This window comes from Streptomyces sp. NPDC091377, assembly GCF_044757045.1.
GTDB lineage: Bacteria > Actinomycetota > Actinomycetes > Streptomycetales > Streptomycetaceae > Streptomyces.
Window position 1 is genome coordinate 42,470 of record NZ_JBIVUE010000001.1, and the last position, 17,801, is coordinate 60,270.

Here is a 17,801-nt window from a genome sequence, read left to right on the forward strand (position 1 = left end):
CCAGTGGCCCGGTGGTCCGGTGGTCCGGCAGCCCCAATAGCCCAGTGGTCCGGGGCCCGGGGCGCCGTCCCCTGATCCGTCACCCCCCACGGCACGTGCCAGTCCCTGAACGTGAACGTCCCTGAAAGCGACGGGAGTCGTCCCATGCTCTTCTACGTCCAGATGAAGTGGAACCACGAGGGCCGCCTCAGCCTCGACGAGCTCTGGGAGCTCGAACAGGAGGAGGCCGAGCACGCGCAGGAGACCTTGGACTCCGGTTTCTGTGTGGGCATCTGGAAGGTCGCCGCGCAGAAGCGGGTGATCGCCATCATCGACTCGCCCGACGCCGAGGAGCTGGACCGCACCGCGCTCGGCCGGCTGCCCATGCGCGAGTACCTGGAGTTCGAGGAGGTGTGGCCGCTGCGTGACTACCTCGGCTTCGCCGACGACGTCAAGCAGCGCTACAAGGTCTGACCCCGCGGACGCGAGAAGTGAGGAGAACGCCCGTGAGCCGGTCCAGGACCCGTACCGCACTCGTCACCGGCGGCAACCGGGGCATCGGCCTGGAGACGTGCAGGCAGCTCGTCGCCGCCGGGCACGACGTGGTGCTGGGCGCGCGTGATGCCGCGCGCGGCCGGGAGGCGGCCCGTCGGCTCAAGAGCGACGGCGGCCGGGTCCGCGTCGAGGAACTCGACGTCACCAGCCGGGACAGCGTCACCGCGTGCGCCGCCCGGCTGGCGGACGCGGGGGTCGACGTGGACGTCCTGGTCAACAACGCGGGCGTCTACCCCACCGACTCCTTCTTCTCGCTGGACGAGGCGACGATGCGCGAGGCGCTCGACGTCCATCTGATGGGCGCCTTCCACACCGGTCAGGCGTTCGTGCCGGCGATGGTGCGGCGCGGCTGGGGTCGGGTGGTCAATGTCTCCTCCGGCCTCGGCGCGCTCACCGACAACGTGCCCTCGCCGCCCGCGTACGGCGTCTCCAAGGCGGCGCTGAACGCGCTGACGCTGGTGATGTCGGCCGCGGCCGGGCCCCGGGTGAAGGTCAACGCGGTGTGCCCCGGCTGGGTCCGCACCGACATGGGAGGTTCCTGGGCGCCGACCGGGGTGGAGAAGGGCGCCGACACCGTGGTGTGGCTGGCCCGGCTCGACGACTCCGGTCCCACCGGGGGCTTCTTCCGCAACCGCAGGAGGATCGCATGGTGAGCCGGGTCGCACGGCGTCCGGGGCGGCGCAGGTCGCTCATGTACACACTGGTCGCGGTGGTGGTGCTGGGCGCCGTGCTCGCCGTCACCTCCGACTATGTGCGCGCCGCCGCCAAGGAGGCGGTGCGCGCCACGCCCGAACAGCACGACAGCGGGGCGCTGGCGTCGCTGCACCCCGCGGTGCGCGGCTATGTGAGCGCGGTGGACGAGCGGGACACCGAGGCGCTGGTCGCCGTGTTCGCGTCGGACGCCGTGGTCACCGACACCGGGCGGGAGTTCCGCGGGCACGACGAGATCCGCGCCTGGGCCGACGACGAGGTGATCGGCGGCCGGCTCACCGTACTGGAGCAGACCCCCGGCGCCGACGGCGCCGCCCGGGTGCTGCTGCGCTTCGACCCGGACGGCCCGCTGCTGGGCTTCCGGGCCACCTACACCTTCGATGTGCGCGACGACCGGATCCACCGGGTGTCCATGGCGTACGCCTGACGCCGCCCACCGCGAAGGACCACCGACCGTGAGCCCGTGAAGGGCCTGAGAGAGCCTGAAGAGAGAAGGACCGCCGTGCGACGACACCGCATATCCGGCCCCCTGGCCCTCGTCGCCGCCGTCACGTTGCTGACGGCGTGCTCCGACGACGGCTCCGACGACAGCGCGGACAGCCGCCCCAGCCAGAGCGCCGACCTGGCCCTGGAACCCACCGAGACCGACCAGCCGAGCCAGAGCGAGGAGCCGGACACCGTGGAGAGCAGCGAGAGCGCCGAGGGCGGCATCGACGCGGCGGCGCAGAAGTACGTGGACGCCGTCGCCGACAAGGACCTCGACGCGCTGGTGGACGCCTTCCACCCGGACGCCCAGCTCATCGACGTGGGGCGGGAGTTCAACGGGCACGACGAGATCCGCGCCTGGGCCGACAACGAGGTGATCGGCGGAAAGCTGACCGTCCTGGAGGACAACCCGAAGAGCGACGGCACCACCCTGCTGGTGCGGTTCGCGCCGGGCGGCACCGGCGGCTTCGAGGCCAACTACGAGTTCACCTCGCGCGACGGCCGGATCAGCGAGCTGAACCTCCAGTACGCCTGATCCGCCGCCGCCGGCGTCCGACCCGTACCGCCCTACCGCCCGACCAGAAAGGCTCACCCATGAGTTCCACCACCACGAAGGGGCCAGGCGGCCGTAACCGGCTGGCGCTGGCCTCCCTCGGACTGGGTGCCTTCGTCATCGGCACCGCCGAACTCGTCATCGTCGGCGTCCTGGAGCTGATCTCCGAGGATCTCGGGGTCTCCCTGAGCACCGCCGGTCTGCTGGTCACCGCCTACGCCCTCGGTGTCTCCATCGGCGGTCCGATCGTGACCGCCGCGACCATCCGGATGCCGCGCCGGGCGCTGCTGTGGGTGGCGCTGGGGGTGTTCGTCCTGGGCAACCTGGTGGCCGTGTTCGCCGGGGCGTTCGGGCTGCTCGTGGTCGCCCGGGTGCTGTGCGGCGCCATCCACGGTCTGTTCCTGGGCGCCGCGTCGGCGGTCGCCACCGGACTGGTGCCGCCGGAGCACCGCGGTCAGGCCGTGGGCCTGGTCTTCGGCGGTATCTCCGTGTCCACCGTGGTCGGTGTGCCGCTGGGCACGCTGCTCGGCCAGAACCTGGGCTGGGAGGCCACGTTCGCCGGGGTCGTCGTGCTCGGTGTGGTCGCGCTGGCCGCGATGATGGCGTTCGTGCCGTCGGTCGTGCACGGCACCGGGGCGGGCGGGCTCTCCGAGCAGGCGCGGCACGCGTTCCACCCCCGGGTGCTGGCGATGCTGGCGGCCGGGGTGGTGCTGATGGGCTCGCAGTTCATCGCGTTCACCTTCCTCGCGCCGTTCCTGGAGGACGTCACCGGGGTGGGCAGCGGCGCGGTCAGTGCCTTCCTGCTGATCTTCGGTGTGTTCAGCGCCATCGGGACCATCGCGGGCGGGCGGTTCGCCGACATCAACGCCTCCGCGACGATGTTCATCGGGAACCTGGTGCTGGTCGTGGCGCTGGCCGGGCTGTACGTGTTCCGGGAGAACGCGGTGCTGGTCGGGATCGCGCTCGCCGGGTGGGGCATCGTCGGCTTCGGTGTGACGCCGGCCTTCCAGCTGCGGGTGATCTCGCTCGCCGGTGAGGGCGGTGACCTGGCGGCGACGCTGGGCGCGTCCGCGGCGAACGTGGGGGTCGCGCTGGGGGCGGTCGTGGGTGGCTGGGCGCTGGACGCGTTCGGGGTCGCCGACGTGCCGCTGACCGCGCTGATCGTGGCGGTGGTGGCGTTGCCGACGGTGTTCGGGACGCGGTTCCTGAAGGTCCCGGGGGCCTTGCCGGCCGGGGTGGAGGAGGGGGTTTCTGCGCCGGCGGCCGTGAAGGCGAGCGGGTGAGGCCGGGGGGTGTGGGGGGGGCTTCGGCCGGTGGGTCGGGATCCGTCTCGTCGTGGCTGGTCGCGCAGTTCCCCGCGCCCCTAAAAGCGAACGGTTCCCGGCGCTGAACAGCGAAGGGTGTTCCTCCCCCCGCCCGGAGCCCCCACCACCAGGGTTCCCCCCACCAGAGTCCCTCACCACCAGGCCCCCCACCGAGTTCCCTCCCGCCAGGCTCCCTCCACAAGGGCCCCCACCCAGTTCCCCCACCAGGCTCCCCCCATGGCCCGTTCGGGTTCCCCCCTATTTGTCCGTTGAACTATTCAGGAGTGTGAAATCCCCCTATGGCCCCCGAGACCGGAACGCGCACCGTGCGGGACGCGACGTTGGAGGTGTTGAAGCAGTTAGGGCTGACCACTGTCTTCAGCAACCCCAGCCACAGCGAGATGAAGCTCTTCGAGAACTGGCTCGAAGGGGACTTCAAGTTCGTCATGGGCTTGCAGGAGGCCGCCGTCGTCGGTATGGCCGACGGCTACGCACAGGCCACCGGTGAACCCTCGCTGGTGATCATCAACGGCGGGCCGGGGCTCGCCAACGCCATGGGCAGCGTCTACACCGCCGCCTCGGCCAAGACCCCCATGGTCATCCTCGGCGGGCAGCAGGCCCGCAAGATGCTGCTCGGCGAGCCCTTCCTGGTCGCCAAGGACTCCACCCAGCTGCCGAAGCCGTACATCAAGTGGGCCGGTGAGCCCGCCCGGCCGCAGGACGTGCCGGCGATGATCGCGCAGGCGTACCAGATCGCCCGGCAGGCCCCGCAGGGCCCGGTGTTCGTCGCCGTGCCCGAGGACGACTGGGTACGGCCCGCCGACCCCGAGCCGCTGCGGATCGCCCAGGTGCGCCGGGCCGTCGTACCGGACCCGGTCGCGCTGGAGGAGATCGCCGCCGCGCTCAACGGGGCCGAGCGGCCCGGACTGATCGCGGGCGGACCGGTGGACGCGCAGGGCGCGCGCGGCGAGTTGATCGCGCTCGCCGAGAAGCTCAACGCGCGGGTGTGGGGTGCCCCGGTGTGGAACCGCGGCGCGTTCCCCGAGAACCACCCGCTGTTCGCCGGTGTCCTGCCGCCCATCCCCGAGCTGATCAACGAGCGGCTCGCCGCGCAGCACGATGTCGTGGTGGTGCTCGGCGGACCGGCGTTCACCCTGTTCACCGCCTGGGACCTGTTCTCCACCGCCCCCGCCGACCTGGACCGCAGCCCGCGGCCCACGCTCACCGCGGACGTCGACTTCCTGCATGTCACCGACGACCCGCAGGCCGCCGCGGCGACCCTCGCCGGGCGCAGCTTCGTCGCCCCGCCCGGCGCCGTCGTCAAGGCGCTGGTGCCGCTGGTGGAGCAGCGTGAGCGGGTCGCGCTGAGCCCCGTGCGCGAGCCGGTGCCGGTGCCGGAGCCGTCCACGCCGCTCACCCAGGCGTATCTGTTCCAGGAGCTGGCCAAGGAACTCCCCGACGACGCCGTGCTGTTCGAGGAGCTGCCCATCGCGCGGGCCGACTTCCACGAGCAGATCCCGCTCGGCGCGGACAACGGCTACTTCGCCACCGCCTCCGGCGCGCTCGGCTTCCCGTTCGCGGGTGCCGTCGGCTACGCGCTGGCCCGGCCCGAACGCCGTGCGGTGGTCGTGGTCGGCGAGGGCTCGGCGCAGTACACCATCCACGCCCTGTGGACGGCGGCCCGGCACAATCTGCCGGTCACCTTCGTCATCCCCGACAACTCCGGCTATCTGTCGCTGAAGTACTACCTCCAGGACCAGAAGTCCTGGGAGGCCGGGTACGACCTCAGCGGGGTCGACATGGCGCAGATCGCCCGCGGGTTCGGGGTGCGCGGCGAGCGGGTGGAGTCACCCGACGGGCTGCGCGAGGCCCTGCGTGACGCGCTCACCGCCGACGGACCGGTGCTGCTGGACGTCGTGGTCTCCGACCCCGGCCTGTTCCGGCTCTGACCGAGAGGAGAGAAGCATGACCACCACCGCGCAGCCCGGGGGCGCAGCCCCGGCCGCGAACCACCCCGAGGGCGCCGTCGTGCACCATCCGGCGGGGACCGGGCCGACGTACTGGTTCGGTGACGCCATCTACACCTTCAAGGCGACCGCCGAGAACACCGGCGGCACCCTCACCCTCGCCGAGGCGACCGTGCCGCCCGGCGGCGGGCCGCCCCCGCACATCCACCCGCACGCCGACGAGGCGTTCTGGATCCTGGGCGGCACGATCGAGTTCCTCAACGGCGAGAAGACCTTCGTCGCCGGGACCGGGGACTTCGTGTTCGTGCCGCGCGGCACCCGGCACCGGTTCCGCAACGTGGGCCTCCAGACCGCCCATCTGCTCTTCATGTTCACCCCGGCCTATCTGGAGAAGTTCTTCATCGAGATAGGCCAGGAGGCACGCGCCGGAGAGGCGCCGCTGCCCCTGACCCCCGAACAGAAGCAGATGATCGTGGACCTTGCTCCCCGGCACGGTCTGACGCTGGCGCTTTAGCCGGCGAGGCAGCGCAAGCAGGAGAGGCTGGACAGGCGTGGAGGAGACAGTGACCATGCGGGCCGCCGTCGTGGACGGATTCGGGCCCGCCGACACCCTGCGGGTGGAGCGGCTGCCGGTACCGGTGCCGGGCCCCGGCGAGGTGCTGGTACGGGTGGGTGCCGCCGGGGTCAACGCGATCGACTGGGCCACCCGTGCCGGACACGGTGTCGGGCTGCCGCACCTCCCCGCCGTGCTCGGCTGGGACCTGGCGGGCACGGTCACCGCGACCGGCCCGGGCGCCGACCGGTTCGCCGTCGGCGACCGGGTGTACGGCATGCCGCGCTTCCCGGACCTGGCCGGCGCGTACGCCCAGTACGCGGCGGCGCCGCAGGACGAACTCGCCCCGGTCCCGGCCGGGGTGGGGATCACGGAGGCCGCCGCCCTGCCGATGGTGGTGCTCACCGCCTGGCAGACGCTCTTCGAGCACGGCGGCCTCCGCCCCGGGCAGCGCGTTCTGGTGCCCGGGGCGGCCGGTGGCGTCGGCCATGTCCTGGTCCAGCTCGCCGCCGACGCGGGCGCCGAGGTGATCGGCACCGCCTCCGCCCGCAACCGCGAGTTCGTGCTGGGCCTCGGCGCCGTCGAGGTGGTCGCGCACGACATGGTCCGTGACGTCAAGGACGTGGACCTCGCCGTGGACCTGATGGGCGGCGCCGAGTTCTTCCGGCTGCTCGACGTGGTCCGGCCCGGCGGCATCGTTGTCACCCTCAAGGGTGAGGGCCCGGACCATCGGCGGGCCGCCGCGCAGCACGGGGTGCGTACCGGCTTCACCTACGTCCGCCCGGACGCGGCCGTCCTCGGACAGGCCGCCCCGCTGATCGCGTCCGGGCGGGTGCGGCCCGCCGTCGAGCGGGTCTTCCCGCTCGCGGAGGCGGGACACGCCCACGCACTGGGTGAACAGGGCCATGTGCGCGGCAGGCTGGTCCTCGACCTGTCCTGACCGGGCGGGCGAGACAACGGAGGGAGACACGATGATCCTGGTGTCCGGGGCGACCGGAAACGTCGGCGGTGAGCTGGTCGCCGCGCTCGCCCGCGAGGGGCGGCCGGTACGGGCGCTCGTCCGCGGCGAGCCCGCGCCCGGCAGACTGCCCGAGGGCGCCGAGCCGGTGGTCGGGGACCTCAACGACCCCGCCTCGCTGCGGCCCGCGCTGGACGGCGTACGCGGGGCGTTCCTGCTGCCGGGGTACGCCGACATGCCCGGGGCGCTCGCCGAGCTGAGGGCGGCCGGGGTGGCGCATGTGGTGCTGCTGTCCAGCATCTCCGTCCCGGACGGCGACCTCGGCAACGCGGTCTCCCGTTTCATGATCCGCTCCGAGGAGGCGGTACGGGAGGCGGACCTGCCCTGGACGATCCTGCGGCCGAGCGGGTTCATGTCCAACACCTTCCAGTGGAAGGGGCAGCTCGCGGCCGGCGATGTCGTGGAGGACGCCTTCGGGGACGTCGCCATCGCCTCGGTCGACCCGTACGACATCGGCGCGGTGGCCGCGCGGGTGCTGCTGGACAAGGAGCACGTGGGGCAGACGTACGCGCTCAGCGGGCCGCGGGCGCTGCTGCCGGGGGACCGGCTGCGGCTGCTCGGCGAGGCGCTGGGCCGGGAGCTGACCTTCGTCGGGCTCAGCGACGCGGAGGCCCGGCGGCGGATGGACGGCACCATGCCCGAGGAATACGTCGAGGCGTTCTTCCGGTACTACGGCCAGGGCTCGGAGCACGCCCTGGACGACTCCGTGGTGCGGCCGGGCGTACGGCAGGTGCTGGGGCGTGGGCCCAGGGAGTTCGCGCAGTGGGCGCGGGCTCACGCCGGTGAATTCACAGACCCGAAAGCATAGGAAGGGCGGACAGACATGAGCACGGTGGAGACGGTGCGGTTCAAGCTGATACCCGAGGTCGGGACGGAGGAGTTCGACGCGCTGGACCAAAAGGTCGAGAGCGAGTACATGGCGCAGCGGCCGGGGTTCGTGTCGCGTGAGGTGACGCGCAGCGAGGAGGGGGAGTATCTGGTGATCGTCCACTGGGCCACTCCCGAGGACGCGGACGCGACGATGAAGGGGTTCTTCGGGGCGTCGGAGACACAGGACTTCCTCGCCGCCATCGACAAGTCCACGGTGGCCTCCGGGCGGTATCTGACCGTGCGGTAGTCCCTCGCCCTCTCACAAGCCTCAGCCCGCCGTCTCTCCTGGAGAGACGGCGGGCTTCGGTGTGTCCGGGCTAGATCCCGGTCACCTTCGCGATGTTGAAGGGGAGGGTCACGGGGGTCAGGCCGAACTGGGAGCGGACCACGTGCAGGGAGCCGGCCCGGCGGACCAGGGTGGTGGGGCGCAGCAGGGTCGGGTCGGTGGCCTGCTGTTCGATGGTGGCGGTCAGGCCGTCGGCGCTCAGGGCCAGCCGGCTGATGCGGTCGGTGCCGAAGTGGGCCATCCAGAGCTTGTTCTTCTCCAGGAGCAGACCGTCGGCGGAGATGAGGGAGGGCGCGTCGCCGTTGACCGTGACCTTGTGGGCGTTGCCGGTCTTGGTGTCCAGGCGGAACAGGTCGCCGCTGGACATGTCGACGGTGATGAGGAAGCTGCCGGTGGCGTTGGACTCGATGCCGTTGAGGGTGATGCTGCCCGCGGGGTGCGGGGCGACCAGGCCGTTGAGGTCGTACGCGGTGGTCAGGGTGCGGGGCGCGGGGTCGTGGGCGACGGCGTCGTCCAGTTGCGGGACGGTGATCCGGTACACCAGCTGGCGCAGTGAGTCGGTGAGGTAGGCGTTGCCGTTCGGGGTGAGGTCCAGGTCGTTGATGACCGACTGGCCGGGGGTGGGGGAGACGAACCGGGCGAGGCGGGCCTTGGTGGCGAGGTCGTAGACGGTGACACCGTCGTTGTCGGTCACCCAGAGCCGGCCGTGCTTGTCGACGTCGGCGCCCATGGCCATCGTCCGGCCGTCGGTTCCGGGTGGCAGGAAGAGCTGTGCCTGGTGGTGGCCGGCCGCGGCCCGGAAGACCGCGCCGGTCTTGAAGGCCGTGATGTACGTGTCGCCGTTGCGCGGGTCGACGGCTATGCCCTCGGGGTACGCCTGGTCGCCGGGGAGGGCGATGGTGTCCTCGATCTGCACGGAGCGGTGGCCGGGGGCGGCGGGCGGTGCGGCGGCCACCGTGGTCGTGCCCGTGAGCCCGGTGAGCAGTCCGGCGAGCGCGAGCCCGAGGGTGACCAGCCGGCGGTGGGTGCGGAGGGGACTCATCCCTGATCCTCTCGTCAGCGGCGCGGCAAGAGCGCGCCGAAGGTTTGGCCGAATGTGTGCGGCTTCTCGGCGAGAGGAACGTATGGCTGGAATCTTGCAGTCCAAGAGGGCCAAATGGTGCATGTGGCATGTTATTTGTGGTGATCTGGGGGATGAGCTGCGCTGATTCCAGGGGGATGCGGCTGAGACTTTACGTTGGGGTGGCGAGACTTTCCGGATGTGGTTGGCCGGATTCCGCATGATGGGCCGGATGCGGCTCGTGCGCGGACCGGTCAGGGGCCGCCGGCGGGCCGGTGCGGGCGCATGAGAAACGGCCCCGGAGGGTGCCTGAGCACTCCGGGGCCGTTCTGTGGGTGAAGGGGGGAGGAGGGGGTGAAGGGGGTGAAGGGGGAGGAGGGGGCGGGCCGGTCAGCCGTGTTCCAGGATCCGCCGGGCCTCCCGTACGCCCTCCTGGGTGCCGAGGACGATGACCGTGTCCCCGCCGCGCAGCCGGAACGAGGGGCCCGGCGAGGGATAGGTGTCGGCCCGCCGCAGTACGGCCACGACGGAGGCGCCGGTGGCCGTGCGCAGCCGGGTCTCGCCGAGGGTGCGGCCGTTCCAGTGGCAGCGCCCGGTGACGGTCACCCGGTCGGTGAGCAGCCCGAAGTCGGTGGTGTGCAGCAGGGTGGGATGGTCGGGGGCGGGCAGCAGGGCGTCGGTGAGGGAGAGGGCCTCGGCCGCCGTCAGCTCGGTCGACAGTCCCGCCGCCTCGTGGTGGACGCGCAGGGTACGGCTGCCGTCGCCGTGGGCGATGACGGAGAAGGTGTCCTGCCGACGGGTGGTCAGCTCGTACTGGACGCCCACACCGGGCAGCGGGGTGGTCCTCAGACGGGGAGCGCGCACGGTCGTCTCCTTCTCGGTCCCTCGCGGTGCTTCTCGGTCTTTCTCGGTGCTTCTCGGTACTCGGTACTCGGTCCTTCTCGGTGGCCGCAGGTCCCGCGGGGCCCGGTCGGTCTCAGCGCACCGGGCGCAGCCACATCGCGCCCAGCGGCGGCAGCGTCACGACGGTGCTCGCCGGCCGGCCCTGGAAGGGCTCCCCGTCGGCGCGCAGCCGGCCCGGGTTGACGACGCCGGAGCCGCCGTAGTCGCGCGCGTCGGTGTTGAGCACCTCCTCCCACTCGCCGGCCTCCGGCAGGGCGAGGCGGAAGCCGTGGTGCGGGGCGGGCTGGAAGTTGCTGACGCAGACGAGGAGTTCGCCGTCGGCGCCGTGGCGCTCGAAGGAGTAGACGTTGGCCTCGGCGGAGTCCGCGTCGATCCAGGCGAAGCCCTCCGGTTCGCTGTCCCGGCTCCACAGCGCCGGGTCGGCCCCATAGTGCCGGTTCAGATCGCGCACCAGGTCGCGCAGTGCGGCGTGCGGGGTGTGGGCGAGCAGCGACCAGTCCGGGCCGAGGTCGTGCGACCACTCGGTGTCCTGGGCGAACTCCTGCCCCATGAAGAGCAGTTGCTTGCCCGGGAAGGCCCACATGAAGGCGAGGAAGGACCGCAGGTTCGCGAACCGCTGCCAGGGGTCGCCCGGCATCTTCCCCAGCAGCGAGCCCTTGCCGTGCACCACCTCGTCGTGCGACAGCGGCAGCAGATGGTTCTCCGAGTAGGCGTAGACCATCGCGAACGTCATCGCGTGATGGTGGTACTGCCGGTACACCGGGTCCAGCGCCATGTACGACAGCGAGTCGTGCATCCAGCCCATGTTCCACTTCAGGCAGAAGCCCAGCCCGCCCAGGTCGGTGGGGCGGGTCACCCCGTCCCAGGCGGTGGACTCCTCGGCGATGGTCACCGCGCCCGGGTTGCGGCGCGGCACGGTCGCGTTGACCTCCTGGAGGAACTCCACCGCCTCCAGGTGCTCGCGCCCGCCGTACGCGTTCGGCGCCCACTGGCCCTCGCCGCGCGAGTAGTCCAGGTAGAGCATCGAGGCGACGGCGTCGACCCGGATCCCGTCGACATGGAACTCCTCGCACCAGTACAGGGCGCTGGCCACCAGGAAGTTGCGGACCTCGTCGCGGCCGTAGTCGAAGATGTACGTCCCCCAGTCGGGGTGTTCACCGCGCCGCGGGTCGGGGTGCTCGTACAGCGGGGTGCCGTCGAAGCGGGCCAGCGCCCAGTCGTCGCGCGGGAAGTGCGCGGGCACCCAGTCCACGATCACCCCGATACCGGCCCGGTGCAGGGCGTCCACCAGGTACCGGAAGTCGTCGGGGCCGCCGAGGCGGGCGGTCGGCGCGTAGTAGGAGGTGACCTGGTAGCCCCAGGAGCCGCCGAAGGGATGCTCGGTGACCGGCAGGAACTCCACATGGGTGAAGCCCATCGCCTTGACGTACGCGGGCAGTTCCCGGGCCAGTTCCCGGTAGCCGAGGCCGGGCCGCCACGACGGCAGGTGCAGTTCGTACACGCTCATCGGCTCGCGGTGGGCGGCGAAGGAGGCGCGGCGGGCCATCCAGGCCGCGTCCCGCCACCGGTAGCCGGAGGCGAACACGATCGAGGCGGTGCCGGGGGCGGCCTCCGCGCGGGTGGCCAGCGGGTCGGCCTTCTGCACCCAGCGGCCGTCGGGGGTGAGCAGCTCGTACTTGTAGTGGGTGCCGTCGCCGACGCCCGGCACGAACAGCTCCCACACCCCGCTGATGCCGAGCGAGCGCATCGGATGCGCGCGGCCGTCCCAGTGGTTGAAGTCGCCGACCAGCCGGACCGCCCGCGCGTTCGGCGCCCACACCGCGAACGCGGTGCCCTGACTGGACTGATGGGTGCGGACGTTCGCGCCCAGCACCTTCCACAGCTCCTCGTGCCGGCCCTCGCGGATCAGATGCAGATCCAGCTCGCCGGGGACGGGCAGGAAGCGGTACGGGTCCTCGTAGACATGCACGTCGTCGCCGTAGCGGGCGGCGACCCGGTAGGCCGGGGCCCGGCCGAGGGGCAGCAGTCCGGCGAAGACGCCGTCGCCCTCGTGGTCCAGCTCCAGCAGTTCGTCGCCGGCCGGATCGGTGAGGGTCACGGCGTCCGCGAGCGGGCGCAGCACCCGGATCGTCACCCCGCCGACCGCGGGATGCGGGCCGAGCAGGGCGTGCGGGTCGCTGACCTCGCCGGTGACGAGCCGCTTGTGGTCGGTGGCGGGCAGGGCCGGGGGGTGCGGTGCGGTCGTCACGGCTGCGGGTTCCCGTCGGTGAGGATGTGGGCCACCTGGACCTGTGGATCCAGGCGTACGTAGGCGTCGCGGCGCCAGCGGAAGGTCTGGCCGGACAGCGCGTCGTACACCTCGAAGGCGTCGGAGCGGTCCAGGCCGAGCGCGGGCAGGTCCAGGGAGACGGTCGTCTCGCGCACACTGTGCGGATCGAGGTTGAGCACCACCAGCACCCAGTCGGTGTCGTCCCGCTTGGAGAAGCAGACCACCGCGTCGTCGTCGGTGCGGTGGAAGCGCAGATTGCGCAGCTGGTGCAGGGCGGGATGGGCGCGGCGCAGTTCGTTGAGGGTGCGGATCAGCGCGGCGAGCGAATCACCGGCCGTCTCGTGGGCCTCCCAGTCGCGCGGCCGGTACTGGTACTTCTCCGAGTCCAGATACTCCTCGCTGGCCGGGCCCGCCGGCACGTTCTCGTACAGCTCGTAGCCCGCGTACATCCCCCAGGACGGCCCGGCCATCGCCGCGAGCACCGCCCGCACCGCGAACGCGGGACGCCCGCCGTACTGGAGGTAGGCGTGCAGGATGTCCGGGGTGTTCACGAACAGGTTGGGCCGCAGGTAGGCCGCCGACTCCTCGCCGCCGAGCCCGGCCAGCTCCGAGAGGTACGACTCCACCTCCTCCTTGGAGTTGCGCCAGGTGAAGTACGTGTACGACTGGTGGAAGCCGATCCGGGCCAGGGCGTGCAGCAGCGCCGGGCGGGTGAACGCCTCGGCGAGGAAGACGACATCGGGGTCCGTGTCGTGCACGGCGGCGAACAGCCGTTCCCAGAAGCCCACCGGTTTGGTGTGCGGGTTGTCCACCCGGAAGATCCGCACCCCGTGCGCCATCCAGTGCCGCAGCACCCGCAGGCACTCGGTGTGCAGCCCGTCGGGGTCGGTGTCGAAGTCGATCGGGTAGATGTCCTGGTACTTCTTCGGCGGGTTCTCCGCGTACGCGATCGAGCCGTCCACCCGGTGGTGGAACCACTCCGGGTGCTCCCGCACCCACGGATGGTCGGGGGAGCACTGGAGCGCGAAGTCCAGCGCCACCTCCAGACCCAGCTCGGTGGCGCGCGCCACGAAGTGGTCGAAGTCGTCCAGGGTGCCGAGGTCCGGGTGGATCGCGTCGTGCCCGCCGGCCGCGGAGCCGATCGCCCACGGCGAGCCCGGGTCGTGCGGGCCCACGGTGAGGGTGTTGCCCGCGCCCTTGCGGTGGGTGGTGCCGATCGGGTGCACCGGCGGCAGGTACACCACGTCGAAGCCCATGTCCGCCACCGCCTCCAGCCGCTTCGCGGCGGTGCGCAGGGTGCCGGGGCGGGGCGCCACCGGCATCCCGTCGGCGTTCGGGCCGTCCGGCACGATCGCGCCCTCGGACCGCGGGAACAGCTCGTACCAGGCCCCGTACAGGGCCCGTTTGCGGTCCACGCGCAGCGGCAGTTCCTCGGAGCGGGTGACCAGGTCGCGCAGCGGGCGCGCGGTCAGCAGGCCCGTCACCACCGGGTCGAGGGCGGCGGCGAGGCGCTCCTCGGGGGGCCGGCCCGAGTCCCGCAGCCGGGTGGCCGCCTTCAGCAGCGGGGCGCCCTCGCGGTGGGTGAACGCCGCCGCGGCGCGCTCCAGGAGCAGCGCGCCCTCGGCCAGCACGAGCGGTACGTCGATGCCGGCCGGGATCTTCACGTCGGCGGTGTGCCGCCAGGTCGCCAGCGGGTCCGACCACGCCTCCACGCGGAAGGTCCAGTCGCCCTCCCGGTCGGCGGCGACGGACGCCGCGTAGCGGTCGGTGCCGGGGGCCTGGAGCCGCATGGGGGTCCATTCGGTCTCGGTGCCGTCGGGGGCGGTCAGTACGACGTTGGCGCCGACGGCGTCGTGGCCCTCGCGGAACACGGTCGCCGACACCTCGAACGTCTCGCCGGGGACGGCGCGGGCGGGGCGGCGGCCCGCCTCCACGCTGGGGCTCACGTCCGTGACGGGGATACGTCCCACCGTGGGCGTGTACCGCCTGGCGGCGGGGCTTGGCTGCATGCTGTCTCCTTGCTCGCGGCGCGGGGGCCTGCGGGGTGCGGGTGCCGGCGGGGCGGGAGCTGTGGTGCGGGGTGCGGGTGGGGGGCGGGTGCGGGTGGGGGGTGGCTGGGTGCGCGGTTCCCCGCGCCCCTGAAAGGCGGTGGGGTTGCGCTCGGGTCTCTCGTGCCGGTGCGGGTGGGGGTGGTTGGGTGCGCGGTTCCCCGCGCCCCTGGAAAGCGGTGGCGTTGTCAGCGGTGTAGGCCCGTTGTGCCGTTGCTCACGTCGGTGATGATGCGGCGGTAGCCCGCCACCAGGGGGTGGTGCGGGTAGGCCGTGCAGAAGAGGCGTTCGCCCGCCAGGGAGGCCATCTCCGGGGCGTACGGCAGGATCGCCGTGAGCTGGGTGTCGTAGGCCCGTTCCACCTCGCCGTGCAGACGGTCCCGCTCGGGGCCCTCGGCGGCCATGTTGACGGCGACGGTCAGCGGGAGGCCGCCGAGGCGCTCGGCCAGCGACACCGTCTCGCGGGCGCCCGCCAGATCCAGCCGGTCGGCGCGGGTCACCACGACCAGCGCGTCGGAACTCGCCATCGCCGTCACCGTCTCGTTGTTGAACCCGGCGTGGGTGTCCAGCAGCAGTACGTCCAGCGCGAGGGCGTCGATCAGCCGGTCGAAGCCCTCGCGCAGCAGGCCCACGTCGTAGCCGCGGCCAAGGATCTCCGCGGCGGCGGCCGAGCGGCTGCGGGCCGGTATCAGGAAGAAACCGCTGTGCCCCCAGTCGCCGTCCGCCTTGTAGACCGCGTCCTCGATCTCGCAGCGGCCGATCAGATAGTCCGTGAGCGAGCGGCGGCGGCTCTCGGCCACCGCCCCGCCGAAGATCACGTCGAGGGCCGGTGTGTGGATGTCGGTGTCCACCAACCCCACCCGCTGGCCCGACGCGGCCAGCAGCAGCGCCAGATTGGCCGCCGTGCTCGACTTGCCGGTGCCTCCTCTGTAGGAGTGCACCGTGATGATCTGCGACATGTCCTCACCCCGTTGCTTGTGGATCGGTTCGCCGACTGCGGCTCGTCATCCGCTCAGCCGTCCGGAGCCTCGGGCCCCGGCCCGTCCGGGGAGCGCCAGTGAACGGTCATCATGGTGATGTCGTCGGACTGCTCGGCCGTCCCGACGAACTCGCCGAGCGCCCCGTCCATGTGGTCGAGCAGCTCCTCGCCGCGCACGGCGGCCTCCGCGAGCCGGCTGACCATCTCGTCCTCGCCGAAGAACTCCCCGGACGCCGAACGCGCCTCGGTGACCCCGTCGGTGTAGATGAACAAGGTGTCGCCGGGGCTGATCCGGGCGTAGCCCAGCGAGAACTCGACATCCGGGATCACCCCCACGGCGGGTCCGGTCGGCGGGAGCAGAACCGGTTCTCCACCGGTCGCGCTGACCAGCACCGGCGGATTGTGACCGCCGTTGATGTACACCAGATTGCCGGTGACGGGGTCCAGGACGCCGAAGAACAAGGTGGCGAAGTAGCCCTGCCGGATGTGGTTGCGGGTCAGGTAGTTGTTGGTGCCCGCGACCGCGTTCAGCAGCGGGGTCGCCCCCACCACCGGGATGGCCCGGCTGTGCTCGGACCAGCCCGACTCCTCGCCCATCAGCTCCGCCGCGATCAGGCTCTGCAGTCCGCTCTGTTCCGCGGTGTGCCGCAGCAGCGAGCGGATCAGCGCCATGAACAGCGCCGCCCCCACGCCCTTGTCGCACACGTCGGCGACCACCAGCGCCAGGCGCCGGCGGTTGACGATCTCGAACACGTCGTAGAAGTCCCCGGCGACCGTGCGGGCCGGCCGGAAGCGGACATGGATCTGCCAGTCGTCCGGACTGGGCAGCGCGTCCGGCAGGAAACCCAGCTGGATCTCCCGCCCGATCTCCAACTCCCGCTCATAGCTGAGGAGTTCCGCGTGCGCGGCGACATCCGCCATCGTCCGGGTGTACCGGGCGCGCTCATGGCAGCGGCGCAGCCGCGCCTGCACCAGATGGGCGTGGAACGGCGGCACCAGATAGTCGGAGCCCGCGTGCACATGACCGTCCAGCAGATGCAGATCCTGCTCCGCGAACGCCACCACCGGTGGTTGCAGGCCCTCGTCGTCGAGCCTGCGCGCCACCGCGCGCACACTGTGCGGAGTCAGCCCGGCGTGCGCGAGGACCACGCTCACCTCGGGCAGCCGCCCCGGCGAGGTGGCCAGCACCTCGCCGGGGCTGTGCAGATGGACCTCCGCGCCCACCCGTTCCAGCGCCTCGTGCAGGTCGGGAGGCAGGTTCCGCCGCTCACCCAGCACCAGCACCTTCGTCTGTGCCATCTTCGCCTCGTCTACTCCGTCGCGGGTGTGCCGCGCGCGTCCTGGCGTCGCTGCGTTCCGCTGTCCGCCGGGCGATGCATCTCCAGCGTGCTGACGTTGCGCCCGGCGACCAGCCGGTAGTCGTACCCGTCCAGGGAGGTGCAGGCGAGGTACACGCCGAGCCCGCCGATCCGGCGCTCGGACAGCGGCGCCTCCAGATCGGGGTCCCGCTTGCCCTCACGCGGATCGAACGGGGGTGCCCCGTCCTCGATCCGCACCCACACCGTGGACGCCTCGACACCGCCTTCCAGAAGGATCTCGCCGGGTGCTCCCCGATAGCCGTGGACCACGGTGTTGGTGGTCAGCTCGTCCGCGGCCAGCCGCAGCCGGTACAGCCCGCCCGTGGTGAGCCCGCCGCGCCGGCCGACGTCGAGCACGAACTCGGCGACCCGGTCCAGCGCTTCCAGCTCCGCGGGCACCCTGACCGGGGCCGGACCGCTCACCGCGGGACCCGCCGTGAACCGCAGGGCCCCTTCGGTGGGCGTGCCGGTGCCCGCGGGCGACCCGGTGGCGGCCTGCCGGTGATCGAACCCCATCCGCCTGCCCGCCCCCTCACACGTCGACGAGATCGATGCTGTGGTCGAACCCGGCCAGCCGGATGGTGCGGGAGACCGGCTCCGGCGCCCCGACCACCGCGATCCGCACCCCGTCGCCCATCTTCTGCCGGGCGAAGACCAGCGAACGCAGTCCCGCGCTGGACAGATACGACAACTGCGCGGCGCTGATGACCAGTTCGACCGCGCCCGCCGCGGCGGCCCGGTCGATCGCGTCGTGGAACTGGCCCGCGCTGGACGCGTCCAGCTCCCCGACGGTCTCGATGGTGGCGACCCGGTCGTTGACCCTGAGCTTCACTTCGAAGGACACGGTGACTCTCCTCGCGCGACAAGGGACTAAAGCAAGGGACTAGGGCTAGGGACTAGGG

At 72.0% G+C, this 17,801-nt stretch carries 18 protein-coding genes; 10 read left to right on the plus strand and 8 right to left on the minus strand.

The window, feature by feature from the left end:
* The first annotated feature begins 144 nt into the window (after positions 1-144).
* The 10 genes from ACIQNG_RS00200 to ACIQNG_RS00245 all read left to right on the plus strand — a co-directional run bounded on the left by ACIQNG_RS00200 (position 145) and on the right by ACIQNG_RS00245 (position 8,243).
* Positions 145-453, plus strand: coding sequence for a muconolactone Delta-isomerase family protein (locus ACIQNG_RS00200; RefSeq protein WP_401438615.1), 309 nt, complete (start codon positions 145-147; stop codon positions 451-453).
* A 32-nt stretch (positions 454-485) separates the two neighbouring features.
* Entirely contained in the window at positions 486-1,187 is a 702-nt protein-coding gene (locus tag ACIQNG_RS00205) for an SDR family NAD(P)-dependent oxidoreductase (protein ID WP_401481845.1), read from the plus strand.
* Positions 1,181-1,672 carry a nuclear transport factor 2 family protein gene (locus ACIQNG_RS00210; RefSeq protein ID WP_401481847.1) on the plus strand — a complete coding sequence of 164 codons (492 nt, stop codon included), beginning with the start codon at positions 1,181-1,183 and terminating at the stop codon, positions 1,670-1,672. The genes ACIQNG_RS00205 and ACIQNG_RS00210 overlap by 7 nt, the downstream gene beginning before the upstream one ends.
* A gap of 75 nt (positions 1,673-1,747) precedes the next feature.
* A complete protein-coding gene (locus ACIQNG_RS00215; protein WP_401481849.1) occupies positions 1,748-2,266 on the plus strand; it encodes a nuclear transport factor 2 family protein in 519 nt (172 codons plus the stop codon).
* 59 nt (positions 2,267-2,325) lie between these two features.
* Positions 2,326-3,567, plus strand: a complete 1,242-nt coding sequence (locus tag ACIQNG_RS00220; protein ID WP_401481851.1) for an MFS transporter — start codon at positions 2,326-2,328, stop codon at positions 3,565-3,567.
* 320 nt (positions 3,568-3,887) lie between these two features.
* Entirely contained in the window at positions 3,888-5,537 is a 1,650-nt protein-coding gene (gene mdlC / locus ACIQNG_RS00225) for a benzoylformate decarboxylase (RefSeq protein WP_401438600.1), read from the plus strand.
* A gap of 16 nt (positions 5,538-5,553) precedes the next feature.
* Positions 5,554-6,069 carry a cupin domain-containing protein gene (locus tag ACIQNG_RS00230; RefSeq protein ID WP_401438597.1) on the plus strand — a complete coding sequence of 172 codons (516 nt, stop codon included), beginning with the start codon at positions 5,554-5,556 and terminating at the stop codon, positions 6,067-6,069.
* Positions 6,070-6,106: 37 nt separating this feature from the next.
* The gene (locus ACIQNG_RS00235) at positions 6,107-7,048 is read left to right on the plus strand and encodes an NADP-dependent oxidoreductase (RefSeq protein WP_401481854.1); all 942 of its coding nucleotides are present in this window, start codon (positions 6,107-6,109) and stop codon (positions 7,046-7,048) included.
* Between the two features lie 31 nt (positions 7,049-7,079).
* Positions 7,080-7,934 carry an SDR family oxidoreductase gene (locus tag ACIQNG_RS00240; protein WP_401481856.1) on the plus strand — a complete coding sequence of 285 codons (855 nt, stop codon included), beginning with the start codon at positions 7,080-7,082 and terminating at the stop codon, positions 7,932-7,934.
* Between the two features lie 15 nt (positions 7,935-7,949).
* Positions 7,950-8,243 (plus strand): antibiotic biosynthesis monooxygenase family protein, encoded by a 294-nt coding sequence (locus ACIQNG_RS00245; RefSeq protein ID WP_401481858.1) that lies wholly within the window; start codon positions 7,950-7,952, stop codon positions 8,241-8,243.
* Positions 8,244-8,313: 70 nt separating this feature from the next.
* On the opposite strand, the gene ACIQNG_RS00250 is transcribed toward ACIQNG_RS00245, so the two are convergent.
* From ACIQNG_RS00250 to ACIQNG_RS00285, 8 genes are all read right to left on the minus strand, one after another.
* Positions 8,314-9,324 carry an SMP-30/gluconolactonase/LRE family protein gene (locus ACIQNG_RS00250; protein WP_401481860.1) on the minus strand — a complete coding sequence of 337 codons (1,011 nt, stop codon included), beginning with the start codon at positions 9,322-9,324 and terminating at the stop codon, positions 8,314-8,316.
* Positions 9,325-9,732: 408 nt separating this feature from the next.
* Complete coding sequence (locus tag ACIQNG_RS00255) at positions 9,733-10,206, minus strand: cation:proton antiporter regulatory subunit (RefSeq protein WP_401438582.1); 474 nt, start codon at positions 10,204-10,206, stop codon at positions 9,733-9,735.
* Between the two features lie 112 nt (positions 10,207-10,318).
* Positions 10,319-12,493 (minus strand): 1,4-alpha-glucan branching protein GlgB, encoded by a 2,175-nt coding sequence (glgB, locus tag ACIQNG_RS00260; protein WP_401481863.1) that lies wholly within the window; start codon positions 12,491-12,493, stop codon positions 10,319-10,321.
* Positions 12,490-14,523: a maltotransferase domain-containing protein gene (locus ACIQNG_RS00265; protein ID WP_401481865.1), complete on the minus strand. Its 2,034-nt coding sequence runs from the start codon at positions 14,521-14,523 to the stop codon at positions 12,490-12,492. Before ACIQNG_RS00265 ends, glgB begins: the two co-directional genes overlap by 4 nt.
* Before the next feature lie 227 nt (positions 14,524-14,750).
* On the minus strand, positions 14,751-15,521 hold the full coding sequence (locus ACIQNG_RS00270) for a P-loop NTPase (RefSeq protein ID WP_401481867.1): 771 nt from the start codon (positions 15,519-15,521) through the stop codon (positions 14,751-14,753).
* Between the two features lie 53 nt (positions 15,522-15,574).
* Positions 15,575-16,840 (minus strand): PP2C family protein-serine/threonine phosphatase, encoded by a 1,266-nt coding sequence (locus ACIQNG_RS00275; protein WP_401438570.1) that lies wholly within the window; start codon positions 16,838-16,840, stop codon positions 15,575-15,577.
* A gap of 11 nt (positions 16,841-16,851) precedes the next feature.
* Positions 16,852-17,415 (minus strand): ATP-binding protein, encoded by a 564-nt coding sequence (locus ACIQNG_RS00280; protein ID WP_401438567.1) that lies wholly within the window; start codon positions 17,413-17,415, stop codon positions 16,852-16,854.
* Between the two features lie 16 nt (positions 17,416-17,431).
* Complete coding sequence (locus tag ACIQNG_RS00285; protein WP_401481870.1) at positions 17,432-17,743, minus strand: STAS domain-containing protein; 312 nt, start codon at positions 17,741-17,743, stop codon at positions 17,432-17,434.
* Positions 17,744-17,801 lie beyond the last annotated feature (58 nt).